This is a genomic window from Massilia sp. Soil_C_3 (genome assembly GCF_057657035.1).
Map to the genome: position 1 here is coordinate 336,449 of NZ_JBDGJG010000005.1, position 15,808 is coordinate 352,256.

Sequence of the window (15,808 nt, forward strand, 5' to 3'; positions counted from 1 at the left end):
AACTACTTTTTCAGAAGGCATGAAACACTCAAACGTTGACACGTTTCCGGAGTTTGAGAATGACCACCTCGGTACTCATGAAAATTTGGAAACTTAGCAATAGTGAGAAGGTCTATTTGATGATGTACCCTGAGCACGCGGCATTGATCGACGATGCAGCGCGTACTGCGACTGATGAGACAAAAAGGCGATTTGGCAGACACGACCACAACGGTCCAGGCGACGCGTTTCGACATTGCTTCTGGTCGGCAATCCTCTGTCGCGATATAGGCTACAACAGTGCGCTCAGATACACTTCGGCGCACGAAGACTTCCCGGAGAACCCACCGGAAGAAAAAGCCATGGATCTTCATAACAATGAAGTCGGTCTCAGGATCGGCCGCATTCCCACTTCGAATCAATTGCTCGGTCAACTTTGCATTAGCGCTTTACGGTCTGGCCAGCTCAAAGTGATCAGGCCGTGAGAGGACCAGATGCGTACCCTGGCACAAATCCTATTGCTCTCGATTCTACTTTCGGGATGTTGGAACTCGGTCGAAAATCAGGCCAGTAAGCTGGGCGCGCGTGAGTTCACGGCTGAGACATGGGCGACCGCCACGGACCTGCAGCGTGGCGAGATGACTGCTTCGCTTCTCAGGAAGCATGACATCACCAACTTTCATCGTAAAGAAGTGGTTGCGCTGCTCGGGGCGCCGACGGGATACTACGACTACGACACGAATCCAGCCTATTTTGTCGGACCAACAACCGTAGAGAGCGTGTACGGAAAAGGCTACATGCTGGTATTTGAAACCGACAAATACAATGGGGAGGTCGATAGAGTCTTCTTCCTTCCCGAAGTGGAATGAAGACTGATACATAAGCATGGTTGCCAGGACGACTTTGCTTTCACCCCTTCATTCGGTCCGATCGACCGCGGCCCGTATATCCTGTCCACTATTCCTTTCGATGATCGGACTGACCGGATGTTGGCTGAACTCGGTTGAGAATCAAGCGAGCAAACTCGGAGGGCGCGACTTCACGCCAGAGGCTTGGGCGACTGCATCACAAATGCAGCGGGCAGAAATGACAGCGTCTTTCCTCAAACAGCACGACACCAGGAATTTCACCCGAAAAGAAGTAGAGGCATTGCTTGGCACCCAGACCGCCTACTACAACTACGATACGAACCTTGCCTATGTCGTCGGGCCGGATACAGTTAGAAGCATGTACGGAAAAGGGTATTTACTGGTCTTCGAGGCAGACAAAGACACCGGCCGGATCGACAGCGTATTTTTCGTACCGGATGTCGAGTAAGACAAGCAGCAGCCCTACATCTGCCTGAACAAATGCGCATACACGGGACTCACCCGCGGCTTGTCCGCCCGCCCACGCAGGTTCAGGGTCACCTTGCCGAAATCGTCCCGCCCCGCACTCACCACGCACGCCATATTCACCACCATGCTGCGGCTGACCTGCCGGAACCGGTCCGGATCCAGCTGCGGCAGCAAATCCTTCAGCGGCACCCGGATCAGCGCCTCGCTGTCCGCCGTCGCCACGTTCACGTACTTGTCGACCGCCTGGAAGAACACGACGTCGGCCACCGGGATCATGCGCACCACATTGCCGACCGCCGCCCGCACGGTCGTCAGGCGCTCGTTCGACGCTGCCGCCGGCAGCAGCGCCTGGAGCTGGCCGAGCAGCTGGCCCAGCGAGTCCGCGTCCGCCACGCCAACTGCCGGCTCCCGGCGCGCCTCGACCAGCGCCCGCAGGCGCTCCACCGTCTTGCCCAGCCGCCCCGCGCTGACCGGCTTGAGCACGTAGTCGACCGCGGCCCGTTCGAAAGCCTCGACCGCATAGTCGTCGAAGGCGGTCACGAACACGATGTGCGGGAACGGCTGCGGCCCTTCCCAGCGCTCGGCCAGTTCCTCGGCCGCCTCCAGCCCGGTCTGGCCGGGCATGCGGATGTCGAGGAACAGCACGTCCGGACGCAGCGCCAGCGCCTGCTCCACCGCTGCCAGGCCATTGGGCGCCGTGCCCACGATTTCCAGTTCCGGCCACAAGCCCTGCAAGGTCTTGGCCAGGGTCGCTGCGAGGATCGGTTCGTCTTCTGCAATCAGGGCGCGGGTCATGCGGTGGTCTCCAGGGGAAGGGTCAGTCGGGCCAGCGTGCCTTGTGGCGGGGCCGGCGTCAGGGTAATCGTCGCGCGCTCGCCATACAAGGCCTCGAGACGTTCGCGGGTCGTCGATACCCCCACCCCGCCGCCGCGCCGGCCAGGCACCTGTATCACGCCCAGGCCAGTGTCGCATACCTCGATCACGAGGCTGTCGCCGGCCACGCTGGCCTTGACGACGACCTCGCCGCCATCGACCTTCGGCTCCAGCCCATGCACGATCGCGTTTTCCACCAGCGGTTGCAGCAGCATCGTGGGCAGGCGCGCCGTCTTCAGCTCGGGCGGCAGTTCGAGGCGATAGGCCAGTCGCTCGCCCATGCGCACCCCCATCAGGCCCAGATAGGCTTGCATTGCCGCGAATTCCTGCTCCAGGGTCGTGCTCTCGGCGCGCGAGACGCTCAGGGTCGCGCGCAGGTACTGGATCAGCTGGTCGAGCATCTCGCCGGCGCGGTCGGGGTCGATGGCGATCAGGCCTTGCAAGTTGGCCAGCGTATTGAACAGCATGTGCGGTTCGATCTGGGCCTGCAGCAGACGCAGTTGCGCCTGCAGCGCCTGGCGCTCGATGATCTCGGCGTGCAGCCTTGCCGCCGCATGCTCCTCCTCGATGCGGCGCACGCGCTCGCGGTACCTCACCAGCACGACCATCATCATGGTGCCCAGCATGGTGAACAAGACCATGCTCATGCGCGCCGGCGTCTGATATTCGGCCAGCGTCGGCGTGGGGATCCCCAGCATCATGCCGCCGACGCGCAAGCCGGTGAAGTGCGCCACCGGCGCCGTCGCAACGGCCAGCGCCAGGAAAGGCGCCCATTCGCGCACGCCCCAGCCGCGCCGGTCCCACCACAGCAGCCGGCCGCCATTGACGATGGTGAAGGCAACGATGCCGATGACGATCGACACCACCAGGTTTTCGAGGAAGTGCCCGGACACCAGGCCGATGAAGATCGCCAGCACGGCGCTGACCGCGATCGACAGCGGCAGGTCGGCCAGCAGGCGTCGCAGGCGAGAACGCGGCGCAGGCAGGAGAGATCGGATAGGACTGGACATGCTGGCTCGCTTGACTAAAAGTAAAGCCATTGTGCCCAGCAGGCGGGTGTCCGGCAAGCCGCGTTGCGACGAACCGGAGAAAGGATGGCGCGAAGCGGCTCCGGCGTCGACCGGAACCGCTCGAGGTGGGGTTTAGAAGCGGTAGTTGACCTTCACCGACGCCACACGGCCGCGCGGATCGCCCTGGGTGTAATCGAAGAACGCGGTCGACGAATCCCACGACGGACGCTTGTCGCCCAGGTTATGCACGATGAAGCTGACGGTGGCCGCCTCGGTCGCCTTCCACGCCAGGTTCAGGTCGAAGGTGCCATATGGCTTGACGCGTTCGCCCGGGCGGGTGGTCTGCTCGTAGCCGTCGATGTAGTTCCACACCAGCGTATTGCTCCAGTCCTGGATGTCCCAGGTCAGGCCCGTCACGCCACGCCACTTCGGGATCGAGCCGAAGTAATTGTTGCCGGCGCCCTCGGTCAGCGGCCGCCCGACCGCCAGCGGCTGTTCGAACGTCAGCACGCGGCTCAGTTGCGCGTTCACGGTCAGCTTGCCGTACGCCGCCAGCGGCTGCACGTGGCGCAGGTCGATGTCGAAGCCCGATACCGAGCGGTTGCCCTGGTTCGCATACTGGCGGTACAAGGTCAGGATGCGGCCCTGGGCGTCGCGCACGATCTTGCCGGGGGCGATGGCTTCGTTGGCGATGATGTTGTCGGCCGATTCGGTGCCGATCACGCCCTTGGTACGGATGCGGTAGAAGTCCAAGCCCAGGCTGGTGCGGTTGTTCGGCGCCAGCACGATGCCGAAGTTGGCATTGGTCGAACGCTCCGGCGACAGGTCGGGGTTGGCGATCGTCAGGTTGGTGATGCCGCGCGCCTGGGTTGGCGAAATCGGATCGCGCGGATCGACCACGTTGCCGTAGCTGACCGAGGTCGAGTTGGTGATCTCGGGCAGCGACGGCGCACGAAAGCCCCGCGACACCGTGCCGCGCACCAGCAGCCACGGCGCCGCCTGCCAGCGCACGCTGGCTTTCGGCGAGAAGGCGCTGCCGAAGTCGTCGTAATGGTCGCCGCGGCCGGCCAGGTTGACGCTCAAGTCTTTCAGCACCGGCACGTTCAATTCGGCGAACAGCGCCGCCACGTCGCGGCTGCCGTCGATGATGTTGATCGCCGGGCGCAGCTCGGTGCCCGACAGGACCGCGGTCGAGGTCTGCGAATCCATGTCTTCGCGGCGCCATTGGGCGCCCACAGCGAAGCCGAGCGCGCCGGCCGGCAGCTGCGCCAGTTCGCGCGTGGCGCTCAGATCGACGGTCGTGAGCTTCGATTCGGCCGGGCGCAGCGTCGACAGGCGCAGGCGGTTGCGCACTTCTTCGCTGTTGTTGGCCTGGTTGACGAAGTCATAGCTGCCGTCGGCCAACACCTTTTCGAATTCGTAGCGGTTGACGAAGTTCTGTACGGTTTCTTTCAACTCGCTGCCGGAATGGCCGACCGAGGCATCGTATTCCCAGCCGCCGGCATAGCCTTTCACGCCGGTCAGCACGCGGAAGAACTCCACACGGCCCTGCTTCATGCGCGGACCGAGGTCGAACAGGGTGGCGTTGAACGGCAGCGGCGTGGCGCCGGGATTGTTCGGGTGGCCTACCGGCAGCACGACATTGATGTTGTCCAGCTGCTGGGTGCCGTTGTTCCAGGCGCGCAGGCCGGTGCCGACGGTCAGCGGCGCGCTGAAGGTCTGGTCGGCGCGCGAGCGGCCGTACAGCACCTCGGCATACGCCTCGTGGTCCTGGCCCAGCTTGACGGTGCCGCGCAGCGAGGCGTGGGCGCGCTGGATGCCCGGGATCAGGGTCTTGTAGGTGGCCGGGTTATAGGCCAGCACGTTGCCGCTGCGCCCCGGGGTGATCTCGCCGTAGGGCTGGACCGCCAGCGGCCCCGCATTGGCGCCGGACGCGCCGCCCAGCCACTGGGTCGGATCGTTGTTGACGTAGTTGGTCGGCACCCAGGCCAGCGTGCCGTTCGGATTGCCGCGGAAGTCGCTGCCCGCCATCCAGCCCACCTGGTCCTGCTGCAGCTTGTCGCGCCACTGCGCGTCCGCCGAGAACACGACACTATAGCCATCCTCGACCAGCGAGCCGAAGCCGGTCTGCAGGGTCACGCTCTTGTCGTCCTGGCCGGTGCCCTCGGTGGAGCGGCCGACCTGGGCGCTGATTTCGGTGCCCTTGAACTCCTTGTAGAGAATGATGTTGACCACGCCGGCGACGGCGTCCGAACCGTAGACCGACGAGGCGCCGTCCTTGAGCACCTCGATGCGCTGCACCGCCGCCATCGGCAGGCTGTTCAGGTCGACGAAGACTTCCTGCAGGTTCTGGGCGGTGGCATAGGGGCTGACGCGCTTGCCATTCACCAGGATCAGGGTGTTCTTCTGGCCCAGGCCGCGCAGCGACAGGCCGGCGGTACCGGCCGAGAAGCTGCCGGTGAACTGCTCGTTGTAGCTGTTGCCGCTGTTGGCCGAGATCGAGCGGATCACGTCGGCGATGCTGGACTTGCCGGTGGCGGCCAGTTCCTTGGCGGTGATCACCTGGACGGCGCTGGCGCCCTCCTTCTGGGTGGTGCGGATGTTCGAGCCGGTGACGACGACTTTTTCGATGTCCTGGGCGGCGGCGTGTTGCGAGAATGCGGCGGCGAGCGCCACGACGATAGCGAGTGGTTTGTGCATGGTGTTCCTGGTGGTGGTCTACCCGCTGGCGGTGCTCCCGGCCCCGCAGCGGGCGTGCGCTTCCTGCCCCATCCTTGGTGGACGGGTGCGGAAGACGGCGGTATGGATCAGGCGATCAGGTGCGCGGCATTCGACAGCACGACCCGACCTTGCCCGGCATGTGCGCCGCGCGGGTTCGTGAAGTGGGATGCTGCGAATGTGTCATGGCTGAATGATCGTTGAATCCCTGTGGAAGACGCATAATACCGAGCGGAAATGCTATGCCAAACGAATAAATAAATACAAGCTTATGCAAATCGCCATCGAAACGCCCTGCCGGCCATGCGATTGACCGCACTTGCTCAACATGTCATATTGCAATTTTTTCCATCCCAAGGAAGTCCACGCATGCGTCACCTTGTCTCTGCCCTCGGCTTTTCCGTCGTCCTCGCCGGCTGTGCGGTCCATGCCGAAGCGCCACGCGCGCCCTCCAATACAGCGCTGACCAGCCAGATCTCGGCCGACTCGCTGCGCGGCCACCTGTCCTTCCTGTCGTCCGACCTGCTGGAGGGCCGCGGCACGCCGTCGCGCGGCGTCGATCTGGCCGCCGAATACATCGCGGCCCAGTTCCGCCGCGCCGGCCTGGAAGCAGCGGGCGACGACGGCTACTACCAGACCGCCAACTGGCAATACGCCAGGCGCGGCGAGAAGGACATCACGATCACGGTGACGGCGGGCGGCAAGACCATCGAGGTGCCGCTGGGCGGCGCATCGGCCAATTTCCTCGATCCGGTCACGCTCAAGAACACGCCGGCCGTGTTCATGCAGTGGCAGGCAGCGCTGGACGACAAAGGCGCGGCCAATGGCAAGGTGCTGGTCGTGCCGGCGGCGGCGATTCCCGGCGCGGCCGCCACCCTGCAATCGAAGCTGCAAAGCAAACCTGCGCTGGTCGTGATGATCGACCGCGAGCGCCGCCACGGCCGCACCCAGGGCGGCTGGCTGATCGATCCGAGCCAGCCGGTGGCCAAGGACGGCCCGCCGGTCGTGCTGCTGCATGCGGCCGACATCGCCGGTAAGCTGGAACAAGGCGGCACCAGCGTGGCCGCAAGGATCGTGGCGCCGACCGTCAGCCCGGTCAAGCTGCGCAACGTGATCGGCGTGCTGCGCGGGTCCGACCCGCAGCTCAAGAGCACCTACGTCATGCTCAGCGCCCACTATGACCACCTGGGCATCCGCGACGGCGAGATCTATAACGGCGCCAACGACGACGGCAGCGGCACCGTGTCGATGATCGAGATCGCCGCGGCCATGGCCGCGCAAAAGGAGCGTCCGCGCCGCAGCATTGTGTTCGTCGCCCTGTTCGGCGAAGAATTGGGCCTGCTGGGCTCGCGCTATTACGCGAAGAACCCGGTGTTCCCGCTGAAGGACACCGTGATGAACCTGAACCTCGAGCAGCTGGGCCGCACCGACGACAGCGAAGGCCCGCAGGTCTCCTCCGCGACCATGACCGGCTTCGACTACTCGACCGTCGGCACGACCCTGCAACGCGCCGCCGACGGCACCGGCATCCGCTTCTGGAAGCACCCGACCAATAGCAACCGCTACTTCGCGCGCAGCGACAACCAGGCGCTGGCCGATGCCGGCGTGCCGGCCCACACGCTGGCGGTGGCCTTCGGCTTCCCCGACTACCACGGCAAGGACGACACCTGGGACAAGATCGACTACGACAATATGGCGCGCGTGAGCCGCATGATCGCCGTCGCCCTGCAGGACATCGCTAACGACACGGCCAAGCCGGCATGGACCGACGTCCCCAACGCCGCCAAGTACCGCGAGGCGGCGCGCGCGCTGCACGGCGCACCTTGATTGTGTCGACTTAAATGATAGCCAGCCTGTCGGTCCGCCCCACCGGCGCGCCCGCGCCAACGCGGGTCGACAGCCTGAGGCTCGTCGCCGGCTGCGGCGCCGAGGGCGACCGCCATCTCGACCCGCTGTCCGCGCGCCAGCTGCTGCTAGCTTCCCAAGCCAGCTACGCCGCCCTGTTGCTCCCGCCGCAGGCGCTGCGCGAGAATCTCCTGCTCGACGACGACATCGAGCATCTCCCTTCCGGAACCGTGCTGCAGATCGGGGACGAAGCCAGGGTGCGCCTGATGTTCGCCTGCGAAGCCTGCGGCCGGCTCGACCTGCAGGGTGAGCGGCTGGCGGCCAGGATCGGCGCCCGGCGCGGCGTCCTGGCGCGCGTGGTCGAGGGCGGAGTCATTCGACCGGGCGATCCGGTACGCAACCTCGGCCAGGGCTTCGCGTCGTGGCCGGACGACTGGCGCCTGCGCATCGCCCAGGTGCTCGACGCCGTCCCTGCTGGCGCCGTGGTCGACTACGCCCAGCTGGCGCGCCTGGCGGGCATCCAGTCCAGCTATTGCCGCGCCTTTCCACGTCTGCTGCGCGCAATGAAAGCCGCTGACGCGCGAAAGGCCGTCGCGGCGCGCGCGCTCACTTCCCAGCCGCGCTGGACGGGTGCGGGCCTGTTCGATCGGGATGCACTTCCGCCTTCCCGCCCAGGATCTCGTCGCTGATCCATGCCTTGACGGCCGCCGTATCGAAAATATTCCCAGTGAAGACCCGGCTCGGACGATGCGGAATATTATCCCCCCGCTCGCGGCCGTCACGCGTCACGACCGGTACTTCGATCACGCCATTCTTGCTCGGCAGCGGCGCTCCGAACCCGGTGCCGGTGCGCGAGTCGACCGAGGTCTCGACGCCGACCTGCTCGACGCCTGGAAACCGTTTCAGTTCATCGACGAAGACCATGCACGCGCTGGCGCAGTTGTAGTCGGTCAGCAGCAGCACCCTGGCCTTGACCGGGTTGACTGGTTCCCTCGCCGGTTTCGGGATTGCGCGCGCATTGGGCGGCGTGACGAAGACCGTCTTCCCCGCCTCGAGGGCCTGGCGGTACTTGACATAGCCTTTGTCGAATGGCGTGCCGTCGGCAGGAGGTATGAGGTCGCCGGTTTCGGCAGCTTCGTCGGCGGCAAAGAACGCCATGATCTCGGGCGTAGTCCGGTAGACGTGCGAGATCTCCAGGCGCGAGCGGGCGTGATAGTCGGCATAATCCTTGCCGTACAGCGCGCGCAGGAAACCCATGAACCACTCATAGGAGCCGCCGCCGTTGCCACGCACGTCGAGGACGATGACGGATTTGTCCCGCAATGCCGGTGCATCGGCCATGAGCTGTTTGAACGCCTTGCCTTCGGCTTGTGTCTGTATGTGGAATATACCCATGCGCACCCAGGAACCGTCGGCGCCGAATGGCGTGACGCCCGTGACCCGGTCGGTGAATGCGATCACGCTGCGCATATCCGCCGCAAACCTGCTCGCCGCGACGCTCTGCCAATCGAGGGCGACATCGCGGCCGCCGATGCGGCAGCTGCGCGGACGCGGCACGAAGGGGCTGCCGGCGTCCCGGAAGACCAGGGGCGCGGCCCGCGCTTTGGTCGACTCCACGCCGGCGATCAGCTGTTCGTAGGTGGCGACACGGCGCACCAGCGCATCCATCGGCTGGCCGTCGCATTGCGTGATCTCCTGGCCGGCGAGGTCGCTGCCCTGGGTAGACACGAGGTAGCGCCCGCCACGATAGACTGCCATGAAGCCGGGCCACTGGTAGGTCGATGGCGTCAGCGAATGGCGCAGCGTCAGGTGCAGGTCCTGCATGGAACCCAGGAAAGACCCGAGTGCATGACGATAGCCCGCGTAACTGTCGACCCGCGCCGAGTCGGCCTCGAATGCGCTCCGAGCCCTAGCCAGCTTCGCCTTGAAAGCGCCATCGGCCGGGTGGACCGCCGAGATGGATTGCCGCTCGATCCAGTCGTGGATGAAATCCGCGTCCGCCCGCGCCATCGCGGCCCAGGGATTCTGTGGGTTCGCCGCAAACGCCAGCGACGCGTGCAGGCCGCACAGGCCGAAGGCAAGCACCTTGATCGCGCGATGTAGTGTTAACGTGCTTGTCATGATTCCTCGTTGCTGTCGATGAATGTACATTGCAGCAAGAGTTTTACCATGTCCCGGTTGCTTCAAATGGATCGCTAACTGCGATTGTGTGTCGCATATCGTGCGCTACCGGTGCGACGGCGCCTTCGGCTTGAGCCGCGCAACTCCCAGGATCACCAGCGCCAAACCTCCCAGCTGGTAGATCGACAGCGGCTCGCCCAGCAGCAGCCAGGAAGCGAACACGGTCAGCACCGGCCCCAGGTTCCCCACCGCCGCCGCCTGGGCCGCGCCCATGCGCCCGATCGCCAGCGCCAGCCAGTAGATCGGCAGCGCGGTCGAGACCACCGCCATCAGGCCGCCATTGAGCCACACTGCGGCCGGCAGCGCCGGCAGCGCGGCCACATCGCCAGCCGCCGCGAAGTGCCCCAGCACGAACACGCATGAAGCGCTGCCGGCCAGGCCGGCCAGGCGCATGGACCCGATCCGGCCCACGAGGGCGCCGGTGCCCAGGTAATACATGGCATAGGTTACGGCGCTGGCGAATACCCAGGCCGATCCCACCATGATCTCTCGACTCCAGCCCGTCACCTGCAGGTCGTGCACGAAGCCGATGCCCAGGCCCAGGTAGCAGATGGCCAGCGCCTGCAGGGTGCGTCCCGAGGGCCGCTGGCGCGTGAGGGCCACCTGGAACAGCAGCACCAGGGTCGGATACAGATAGAGGATCAGCCGCTCGAGCCCGGCCGTGATGGTTTCGAGTCCATAGAAGTCGAACAGGCTGGAAAGATAGTAGCCAAGAAAACCCAGCACGGCGATGTGGACGCCATCCTTCACGGACAGCGGTTCGGCGTCGCGATCGCGCGCTAGCCAGGCCAGCCACAGGAACAGCGGCAACGCGAAGCCCATGCGCAAGGCCAGCAGGGTCAATGCATCGACCGGCGCCGCGGCATAACCCAGCTTGACGAATACCGCCTTCATGCTGAAGCCGGCGGCGGCCAGCACCGCATACAGGCGGCCATCCTGCGACCAGCTGTGCAGGCGTGCTTGGGTTGGACTCATATTCTCGCTTCGGTGGCAAAGACCTTATTCTGCCGAGAAAGCATCCACGCTAGAATGCGTCAATCCTGGACCCAGCCTTCGCGTTTCGAGAAACCCATGCACTTCGACCTCACCGACCTTCGCCTGCTGCTGGCCATCGCCGACGCCGGAAGCCTCAGCAAGGCAGCCGAGCGCTTCCCGCTCGCGCTGTCGGCCGCCAGCAACCGCCTGCGTGGCTTCGAGGACGACTGCGGCGTCGTCGTCTTCACGCGCTCCGCCGGCGGCATGACGCCGACGCCGGCTGGCCGCTTCATCCTGGAACGCGCGGCGCGCGTGGTCAGCGAGGCCGACCAGCTGCGCGACACCGTGCGCGAATTGCGCGGGCCGCAGCGCGGCGCGGTGCGCCTGGCCGGCACCACGGTGGCGATCAGCACCTTCCTGCCGGCCGCGCTGGGCGTGTTCCTGGCCGACCACCCGGAAATCGACCTGCAGCTCGATGAACGCACCAGCCGCGACATCCTGCAGGCCGTGCGCGAACGCGAGATCGAGATCGGCATCCTGGACGGCAATGTGGCGACCGGCGACGTGATCTCGCTGCCGTTTCGCACCGACCGCCTGGTGCTGCTGGTGCCGAACGGCCACCCGCTGACAGAACGCCCGGCCATCCGGATGCGCGACGCCTTCGAGTTCGCCTTCGTGTGCCTGCCGGCCGAGCGCCCGATGCAGCACTTCATCGAGGCGCGCGCGGTTCAGAGCGGGCGGCCGCTCAAGGTGCGGGTGCGGGCGCCCAGCTTCGACGCCATCGCCCAGCTGGTGGCGCAGGACGCCGGCATCGCCATGCTGCCCGAGGCCGCCGCCAGCCGCTTCGCCCGCGAGATGCCGGTGGGCATCGTGTCGCTCGACGATACCTGGGCCAACCGGGAACTGAGAGTGTGTTTCGCCGATCCGGCTACGCTGTCGCCGCATACCGAAACGTTGTTACGTTATCTAGCGCACAGCCGATGAGTGTTGGAAATGTTGTAATGCTTTCGTCGCGCACGATTGCGATCGTAGCGTGAGTCAAATAATTAGCAGTAGGTGTAAGCTAAACGACAACATTTATTTTAAGGAGCACACCATGAAAACCACTATCGCCCTCTCCGCCCTCATGCTGTCCGTCGCCGTGCTGGCTACCGGCTGTAACAAGAACGACAATATGGGCCCAGCGCAAGAAGCCGGCGCCGCCGTCGACAACGCCGGCCGCACCGTGGCCAATGAAACCCGCGAAGGCGTGGCAGCTGCCGACGCCGCCGCGGAGCGCGCTGGCGACCGTATCGAAGCTGCCGGCGACCGCGCCGAAGCCGCCGCTGACCGCGCCGGCGACCGCATCGACAACGCCACTGCCGAAGTGCGTCAGGAATCGCGTGAAGCCGCAGCCGAAGCCAAGGATGCCGTCAGCGACACCACCGCCGCTGCTGGACGCAGCGTCGAACGCGCCGGCGAAAAAATGCAGGACGCTTCGAAATAATCGTCCAGCGTCATCAACATGAGCGAGCCGCGCGGCCGGGTAACCGGCTGCGCGGCTCGTCGTTCTTCTGGTCCTCGTCCCCGTCCTTCCAGGCACTCATCGTGGCCTGTCTCTGCATCGCCTCGCCCGTATCGCACGCTGCACCGCAACTGCCCTCGCATCGTCTCGACAATGGCGTGGTACACGCGCGTGTCTCGGCAGTGGCCGGCGGCCGGCTGCTGTCGTTCGCACTGGCAGGCAAGCCCAGTTTCCTGCTCATCGACGAAGCCGCCGGCGATCCCGACCTGGCCCCGAATGCGACGTCGAACTACATCCGCTACCAGGGTCACGAGGTCTGGATCGGTCCGCAACGCGAGTGGTGGGTGCACCAGGATGTCAACCCGGCGCGCGCCGCGGCCAGGGCAACCTGGCCGCCCGATCCCTGGCTGAGCCTGGCGAAGTACACGCTGGCGGAGAGAAAACAGGACGAGATCGTGCTCGATAGCCCGGCCAGCCCCGTATCCGGCGTCCAGCTGCGCAAGCGCTACTCCCTGGTCGCGGACAAGCCGGACAGCCTGCGGCTGGAGGCCGAGGCGACCAACCGCAGCGGCAAGCTGGCGGGGCGCGACATCTGGTTCAATACGCGGGTGCCGGCGCATACGATGGCCTATGTGCCGGTGGCCTCGCAGGAAGACGTTCGGATCGAGCCGGCTGAGGCCTTGCGTTACACATTGGGTGGCGGCCTGCTGTCGCTGGACTTGCCGACGCCGGGTGAGGCCCCACGCAAGGGCAAGCTGTTCGCCCAGCCGTCGCACGGCTGGCTGGCGGCGTTCCGCGACGGCCAGGCGCTGGTGATCCAGTTCGCCCACCAGCCGCGCGCCGCGATCCATCCGGCCCAGGGCCAGGTGGAGCTGTACCAGGACGCCGACGCGCGCGCGGCGGACAAAGGGATGCTGGAGCTGGAAGTGCACGCGCCCTATGTCGAGCTGGCGCCCGGCGCGGCGATGCGGGCGTCGGAGCTGTGGACCATCCTGCCCTACGACGGTCCCGCCGCCCGCGACGCCCACCTGGAATTCCTGCGCCGGCATGCGGCGCAGCTCGGAATATCAATCCCGTAAGAACGGCGTCTCGGCCACGCCCTTGACACCGGGCCGCAACAGCACCACGGCGCCGGCATCCCCACCGGCGCCAGGATCGATCGACGTTACCAGCAGCAGGTCGAGATCCGGCCCGCCGAAAGCGCACATCGACGGCTTGGCCATCGGCAGTTCGATCTCGCGATCGAGCTTGCCAGCCGGGGTGTAGCGCTGCACCACGCCGCCATCGTTGGCGCAGGTCCAGTAGCAACCGTCGGCATCGACCGCGGCGCCGTCGGGGCGGCCCTTCTGGCCGTTCAGGTCGAGGAACACCCGCTGATCATGCGGCAGGCCGGCGTCGACGTCGTAGTCGAAGGCCCAGACCATGCGGCGCTGCGGGTGGGAGTCGGACAGGTACATCGTCTTCCCGCTGGGTGACCAGGCCAGCCCGTTCTGGGTCAGCATGTTCGACACCACCGGCCCGTGCAGGCCGTCGCGCTGCGAGTAGCGATACAGTCCGCCGACCGCGCGCGCGGCGCCCATGTCCATGAACATGGTGCCGCTCCAGAATCGTCCCTGGCGGTCGCAGCGGCCGTCATTGAAACGCATGCCCTCGCCCAGCTCCGCGGCTGGCGGCGCGGCCAGCCGGCTGGCGCCGACCGAACCGTCGTCGTTCAGGTCGAGATGGAAGATCCCGCTTTCCATCCCCGCCACCAGTCCGCCGCCGCTGCTGCCGGCAATGCAGGCCACCATTTCCGGCGCCAGCCAGCGGCGCAGTTCCCCGCTGGCGTGGTCGCGCCGCCAGATGCGGCGGGCGGGAATGTCGACCCAGTACCAGGCCTGTTCCCCCGCATGCCACATCGGGCTTTCACCGGTCGCGCAATGCACGCCGGAGACGATTTCCATTTCCATCGACATCCTTACAGGTCCTTGATTTCACGGTGCTGCGGCACCAGCGCCTTGATCACACACCAGGCCACCAGGTAGGCCAGCGCGCAGATCGAGAACATGATCATGTAGCCGGTCGACAGCTGGCCCAGCGCGCCATAGTGGTCGAACAGCCAGCCACCGAGCTTGGTCAGCAGCACGCCGCCCAGGCCGCCGGCCATGCCGCCGATGCCGACCACCGAGCCGACGCTGTGTTTCGGGAACATGTCCGACACCGTCGTGAACAGATTGGCCGACCAGGCCTGGTGGGCCGAGGCGCCGATGCCGATCAGGATTACGGGAATCCAGAAGCCCAGGTAACCCAGCGGTTGCGCCAGCAGCACCACCAGCGGGCACAGTGCGATCAGCAGCATGGCGCGCATGCGGCCATGGTAGATGTCGGCGCCGCGGTTCAGGAAGTAGGTCGGCAGCCAGCCGCCGCCGATACTGCCCACCATCGTCATGCTGTACAGCACCGCCAGCGGCAGGATCATGGCGGTGGCCGACATGCCGTATTGCGCCGACATGTACTTGGGCAGCCAGAACAGGAAGAACCACCACACGCCGTCGGTCAGGAATTTACCGGCGACGAAGGCCCAGGTCTGGCGGTAGCCGAGCAGCTTGAACCACGAGCTTTTCGCCACTTGCGTGTTGTCGACGGCAGCCGGGCTGACGCCGGCGTCGCTGTTGATATACGCCAGCTCGGCCGCGCCGACGTGCGGCGAGCGTTCCGGCACGTCGTACAGCCAGATCCAGATCCCCATCCAGACGAAGCCGATGGCGCCGATCACGATAAAGGCCGCCTGCCAGCCCCAGAACTCGGCGATCACCGGCACCGTCAGCGGCGCCAGGATGGCGCCGACGTTGGCGCCCGAGTTGAAGATGCCGGTCGCGAACGAGCGCTCGCGTTTGGGGAAGTATTCGGCGGTGGCCTTGATCGCGGCCGGGAAGTTGCCGGCTTCGCCGATGGCGAGGATCGCGCGGCCGATCATGAAGCCGGCAATCGACACCGGCACCACGGCCAGACCGATGGAGGTGAAGACCGTATTGACCGCCTCGCCGATCCAGATCGCGTAGGCGTGGGCGATGGCGCCAAGCGACCAGACGACGATGGCCACCACGTAGGCGCGCTTGGTGCCCATACGGTCGATCACGCGACCGGCAAACAGCATCGAGATGGCGTAGACGAACTGGAAGGTGGCCGCGATGTTCGCGTAGTCGGTGTTGGACCAGCCGAATTCGGCCGACAACATCGGTGCGAGCAGGCTGAGGACCTGGCGGTCCAGGTAATTGATGGTGGTGGCGAAGAACAGCAGTGCGCAGATCGTCCAGCGATATTTGCCCACCACCGTCTGTGCCGGTGCGAGGTCGATGACTTGCTGATTCATGGTGATCAGTTCTTTACAAGTTAAAACAGCCGGT

At 65.5% G+C, this 15,808-nt stretch carries 15 protein-coding genes; 8 read left to right on the forward strand and 7 right to left on the reverse strand.

What is annotated here, in order from left to right:
- Window positions 1-59 precede the first annotated feature (59 nt).
- The 3 genes from AC3A6F_RS12135 to AC3A6F_RS12145 all read left to right on the forward strand — a co-directional run bounded on the left by AC3A6F_RS12135 (window position 60) and on the right by AC3A6F_RS12145 (window position 1,296).
- Complete coding sequence (locus AC3A6F_RS12135) at window positions 60-464, forward strand: DUF6973 domain-containing protein (protein ID WP_487680988.1); 405 nt, start codon at window positions 60-62, stop codon at window positions 462-464.
- 9 nt (window positions 465-473) lie between these two features.
- On the forward strand, window positions 474-848 hold the full coding sequence (locus tag AC3A6F_RS12140; RefSeq protein WP_487680990.1) for a hypothetical protein: 375 nt from the start codon (window positions 474-476) through the stop codon (window positions 846-848).
- A gap of 100 nt (window positions 849-948) precedes the next feature.
- A complete protein-coding gene (locus AC3A6F_RS12145) occupies window positions 949-1,296 on the forward strand; it encodes a hypothetical protein (RefSeq protein ID WP_487680992.1) in 348 nt (115 codons plus the stop codon).
- Window positions 1,297-1,310: 14 nt separating this feature from the next.
- Here the strand turns inward: AC3A6F_RS12145 and AC3A6F_RS12150 are convergent, their stop codons facing one another.
- From AC3A6F_RS12150 to AC3A6F_RS12160, 3 genes are all read right to left on the reverse strand, one after another.
- Window positions 1,311-2,111 carry a LytR/AlgR family response regulator transcription factor gene (locus AC3A6F_RS12150; protein ID WP_487680994.1) on the reverse strand — a complete coding sequence of 267 codons (801 nt, stop codon included), beginning with the start codon at window positions 2,109-2,111 and terminating at the stop codon, window positions 1,311-1,313.
- A complete protein-coding gene (locus AC3A6F_RS12155) occupies window positions 2,108-3,199 on the reverse strand; it encodes a sensor histidine kinase (protein ID WP_487680996.1) in 1,092 nt (363 codons plus the stop codon). Before AC3A6F_RS12155 ends, AC3A6F_RS12150 begins: the two co-directional genes overlap by 4 nt.
- A gap of 132 nt (window positions 3,200-3,331) precedes the next feature.
- The gene (locus AC3A6F_RS12160) at window positions 3,332-5,899 is read right to left on the reverse strand and encodes a TonB-dependent receptor plug domain-containing protein (protein ID WP_487680998.1); all 2,568 of its coding nucleotides are present in this window, start codon (window positions 5,897-5,899) and stop codon (window positions 3,332-3,334) included.
- 387 nt (window positions 5,900-6,286) lie between these two features.
- Here AC3A6F_RS12160 and AC3A6F_RS12165 point away from each other — a divergent pair, with 387 nt between their 5' ends.
- The gene (locus AC3A6F_RS12165) at window positions 6,287-7,744 is read left to right on the forward strand and encodes a M28 family peptidase (protein WP_487681000.1); all 1,458 of its coding nucleotides are present in this window, start codon (window positions 6,287-6,289) and stop codon (window positions 7,742-7,744) included.
- Between the two features lie 14 nt (window positions 7,745-7,758).
- The gene (locus AC3A6F_RS12170) at window positions 7,759-8,451 is read left to right on the forward strand and encodes an MOSC domain-containing protein (RefSeq protein ID WP_487681002.1); all 693 of its coding nucleotides are present in this window, start codon (window positions 7,759-7,761) and stop codon (window positions 8,449-8,451) included.
- Here AC3A6F_RS12170 and AC3A6F_RS12175 read toward each other — a convergent pair.
- Both AC3A6F_RS12175 and AC3A6F_RS12180 read right to left on the reverse strand, forming a co-directional pair.
- Window positions 8,369-9,883 carry a S41 family peptidase gene (locus AC3A6F_RS12175; RefSeq protein ID WP_487681003.1) on the reverse strand — a complete coding sequence of 505 codons (1,515 nt, stop codon included), beginning with the start codon at window positions 9,881-9,883 and terminating at the stop codon, window positions 8,369-8,371. The two genes, AC3A6F_RS12170 and AC3A6F_RS12175, sit on opposite strands and share 83 nt — an antisense overlap.
- 105 nt (window positions 9,884-9,988) lie before the next feature.
- The gene (locus tag AC3A6F_RS12180; protein ID WP_487681005.1) at window positions 9,989-10,918 is read right to left on the reverse strand and encodes a DMT family transporter; all 930 of its coding nucleotides are present in this window, start codon (window positions 10,916-10,918) and stop codon (window positions 9,989-9,991) included.
- Between the two features lie 96 nt (window positions 10,919-11,014).
- Between AC3A6F_RS12180 and AC3A6F_RS12185 the strand changes: the two genes are divergently transcribed.
- The 3 genes from AC3A6F_RS12185 to AC3A6F_RS12195 all read left to right on the forward strand — a co-directional run bounded on the left by AC3A6F_RS12185 (window position 11,015) and on the right by AC3A6F_RS12195 (window position 13,501).
- Window positions 11,015-11,902 (forward strand): LysR family transcriptional regulator, encoded by an 888-nt coding sequence (locus tag AC3A6F_RS12185; protein ID WP_487681007.1) that lies wholly within the window; start codon window positions 11,015-11,017, stop codon window positions 11,900-11,902.
- 112 nt (window positions 11,903-12,014) lie between these two features.
- Complete coding sequence (locus AC3A6F_RS12190) at window positions 12,015-12,404, forward strand: hypothetical protein (protein WP_487681009.1); 390 nt, start codon at window positions 12,015-12,017, stop codon at window positions 12,402-12,404.
- A 101-nt stretch (window positions 12,405-12,505) separates the two neighbouring features.
- Entirely contained in the window at window positions 12,506-13,501 is a 996-nt protein-coding gene (locus AC3A6F_RS12195; RefSeq protein WP_487681011.1) for a DUF4380 domain-containing protein, read from the forward strand.
- On the opposite strand, the gene AC3A6F_RS12200 is transcribed toward AC3A6F_RS12195, so the two are convergent.
- Both AC3A6F_RS12200 and AC3A6F_RS12205 read right to left on the reverse strand, forming a co-directional pair.
- Entirely contained in the window at window positions 13,490-14,365 is an 876-nt protein-coding gene (locus AC3A6F_RS12200) for an SMP-30/gluconolactonase/LRE family protein (protein ID WP_487681013.1), read from the reverse strand. The genes AC3A6F_RS12195 and AC3A6F_RS12200 overlap by 12 nt on opposite strands.
- Window positions 14,366-14,379: 14 nt before the next feature.
- Entirely contained in the window at window positions 14,380-15,774 is a 1,395-nt protein-coding gene (locus tag AC3A6F_RS12205) for an MFS transporter (RefSeq protein WP_487681015.1), read from the reverse strand.
- Window positions 15,775-15,808: the final 34 nt, after the last annotated feature.

Coding starts and splice junctions, on each gene's coding strand:
- AC3A6F_RS12165 (WP_487681000.1), top strand. CDS start 6,287: ATGCGTCACCTTGTCTCTGCCCTCGGCTTTTCCGTCGTCCTCGCCGGC.
- AC3A6F_RS12175 (WP_487681003.1), bottom strand. CDS start 9,883: ATGACAAGCACGTTAACACTACATCGCGCGATCAAGGTGCTTGCCTTC.
- AC3A6F_RS12135 (WP_487680988.1), top strand. CDS start 60: ATGACCACCTCGGTACTCATGAAAATTTGGAAACTTAGCAATAGTGAG.
- AC3A6F_RS12200 (WP_487681013.1), bottom strand. CDS start 14,365: ATGGAAATCGTCTCCGGCGTGCATTGCGCGACCGGTGAAAGCCCGATG.
- AC3A6F_RS12180 (WP_487681005.1), bottom strand. CDS start 10,918: ATGAGTCCAACCCAAGCACGCCTGCACAGCTGGTCGCAGGATGGCCGC.
- AC3A6F_RS12150 (WP_487680994.1), bottom strand. CDS start 2,111: ATGACCCGCGCCCTGATTGCAGAAGACGAACCGATCCTCGCAGCGACC.
- AC3A6F_RS12155 (WP_487680996.1), bottom strand. CDS start 3,199: ATGTCCAGTCCTATCCGATCTCTCCTGCCTGCGCCGCGTTCTCGCCTG.
- AC3A6F_RS12205 (WP_487681015.1), bottom strand. CDS start 15,774: ATGAATCAGCAAGTCATCGACCTCGCACCGGCACAGACGGTGGTGGGC.
- AC3A6F_RS12160 (WP_487680998.1), bottom strand. CDS start 5,899: ATGCACAAACCACTCGCTATCGTCGTGGCGCTCGCCGCCGCATTCTCG.
- AC3A6F_RS12145 (WP_487680992.1), top strand. CDS start 949: ATGATCGGACTGACCGGATGTTGGCTGAACTCGGTTGAGAATCAAGCG.
- AC3A6F_RS12170 (WP_487681002.1), top strand. CDS start 7,759: ATGATAGCCAGCCTGTCGGTCCGCCCCACCGGCGCGCCCGCGCCAACG.
- AC3A6F_RS12140 (WP_487680990.1), top strand. CDS start 474: ATGCGTACCCTGGCACAAATCCTATTGCTCTCGATTCTACTTTCGGGA.
- AC3A6F_RS12190 (WP_487681009.1), top strand. CDS start 12,015: ATGAAAACCACTATCGCCCTCTCCGCCCTCATGCTGTCCGTCGCCGTG.
- AC3A6F_RS12185 (WP_487681007.1), top strand. CDS start 11,015: ATGCACTTCGACCTCACCGACCTTCGCCTGCTGCTGGCCATCGCCGAC.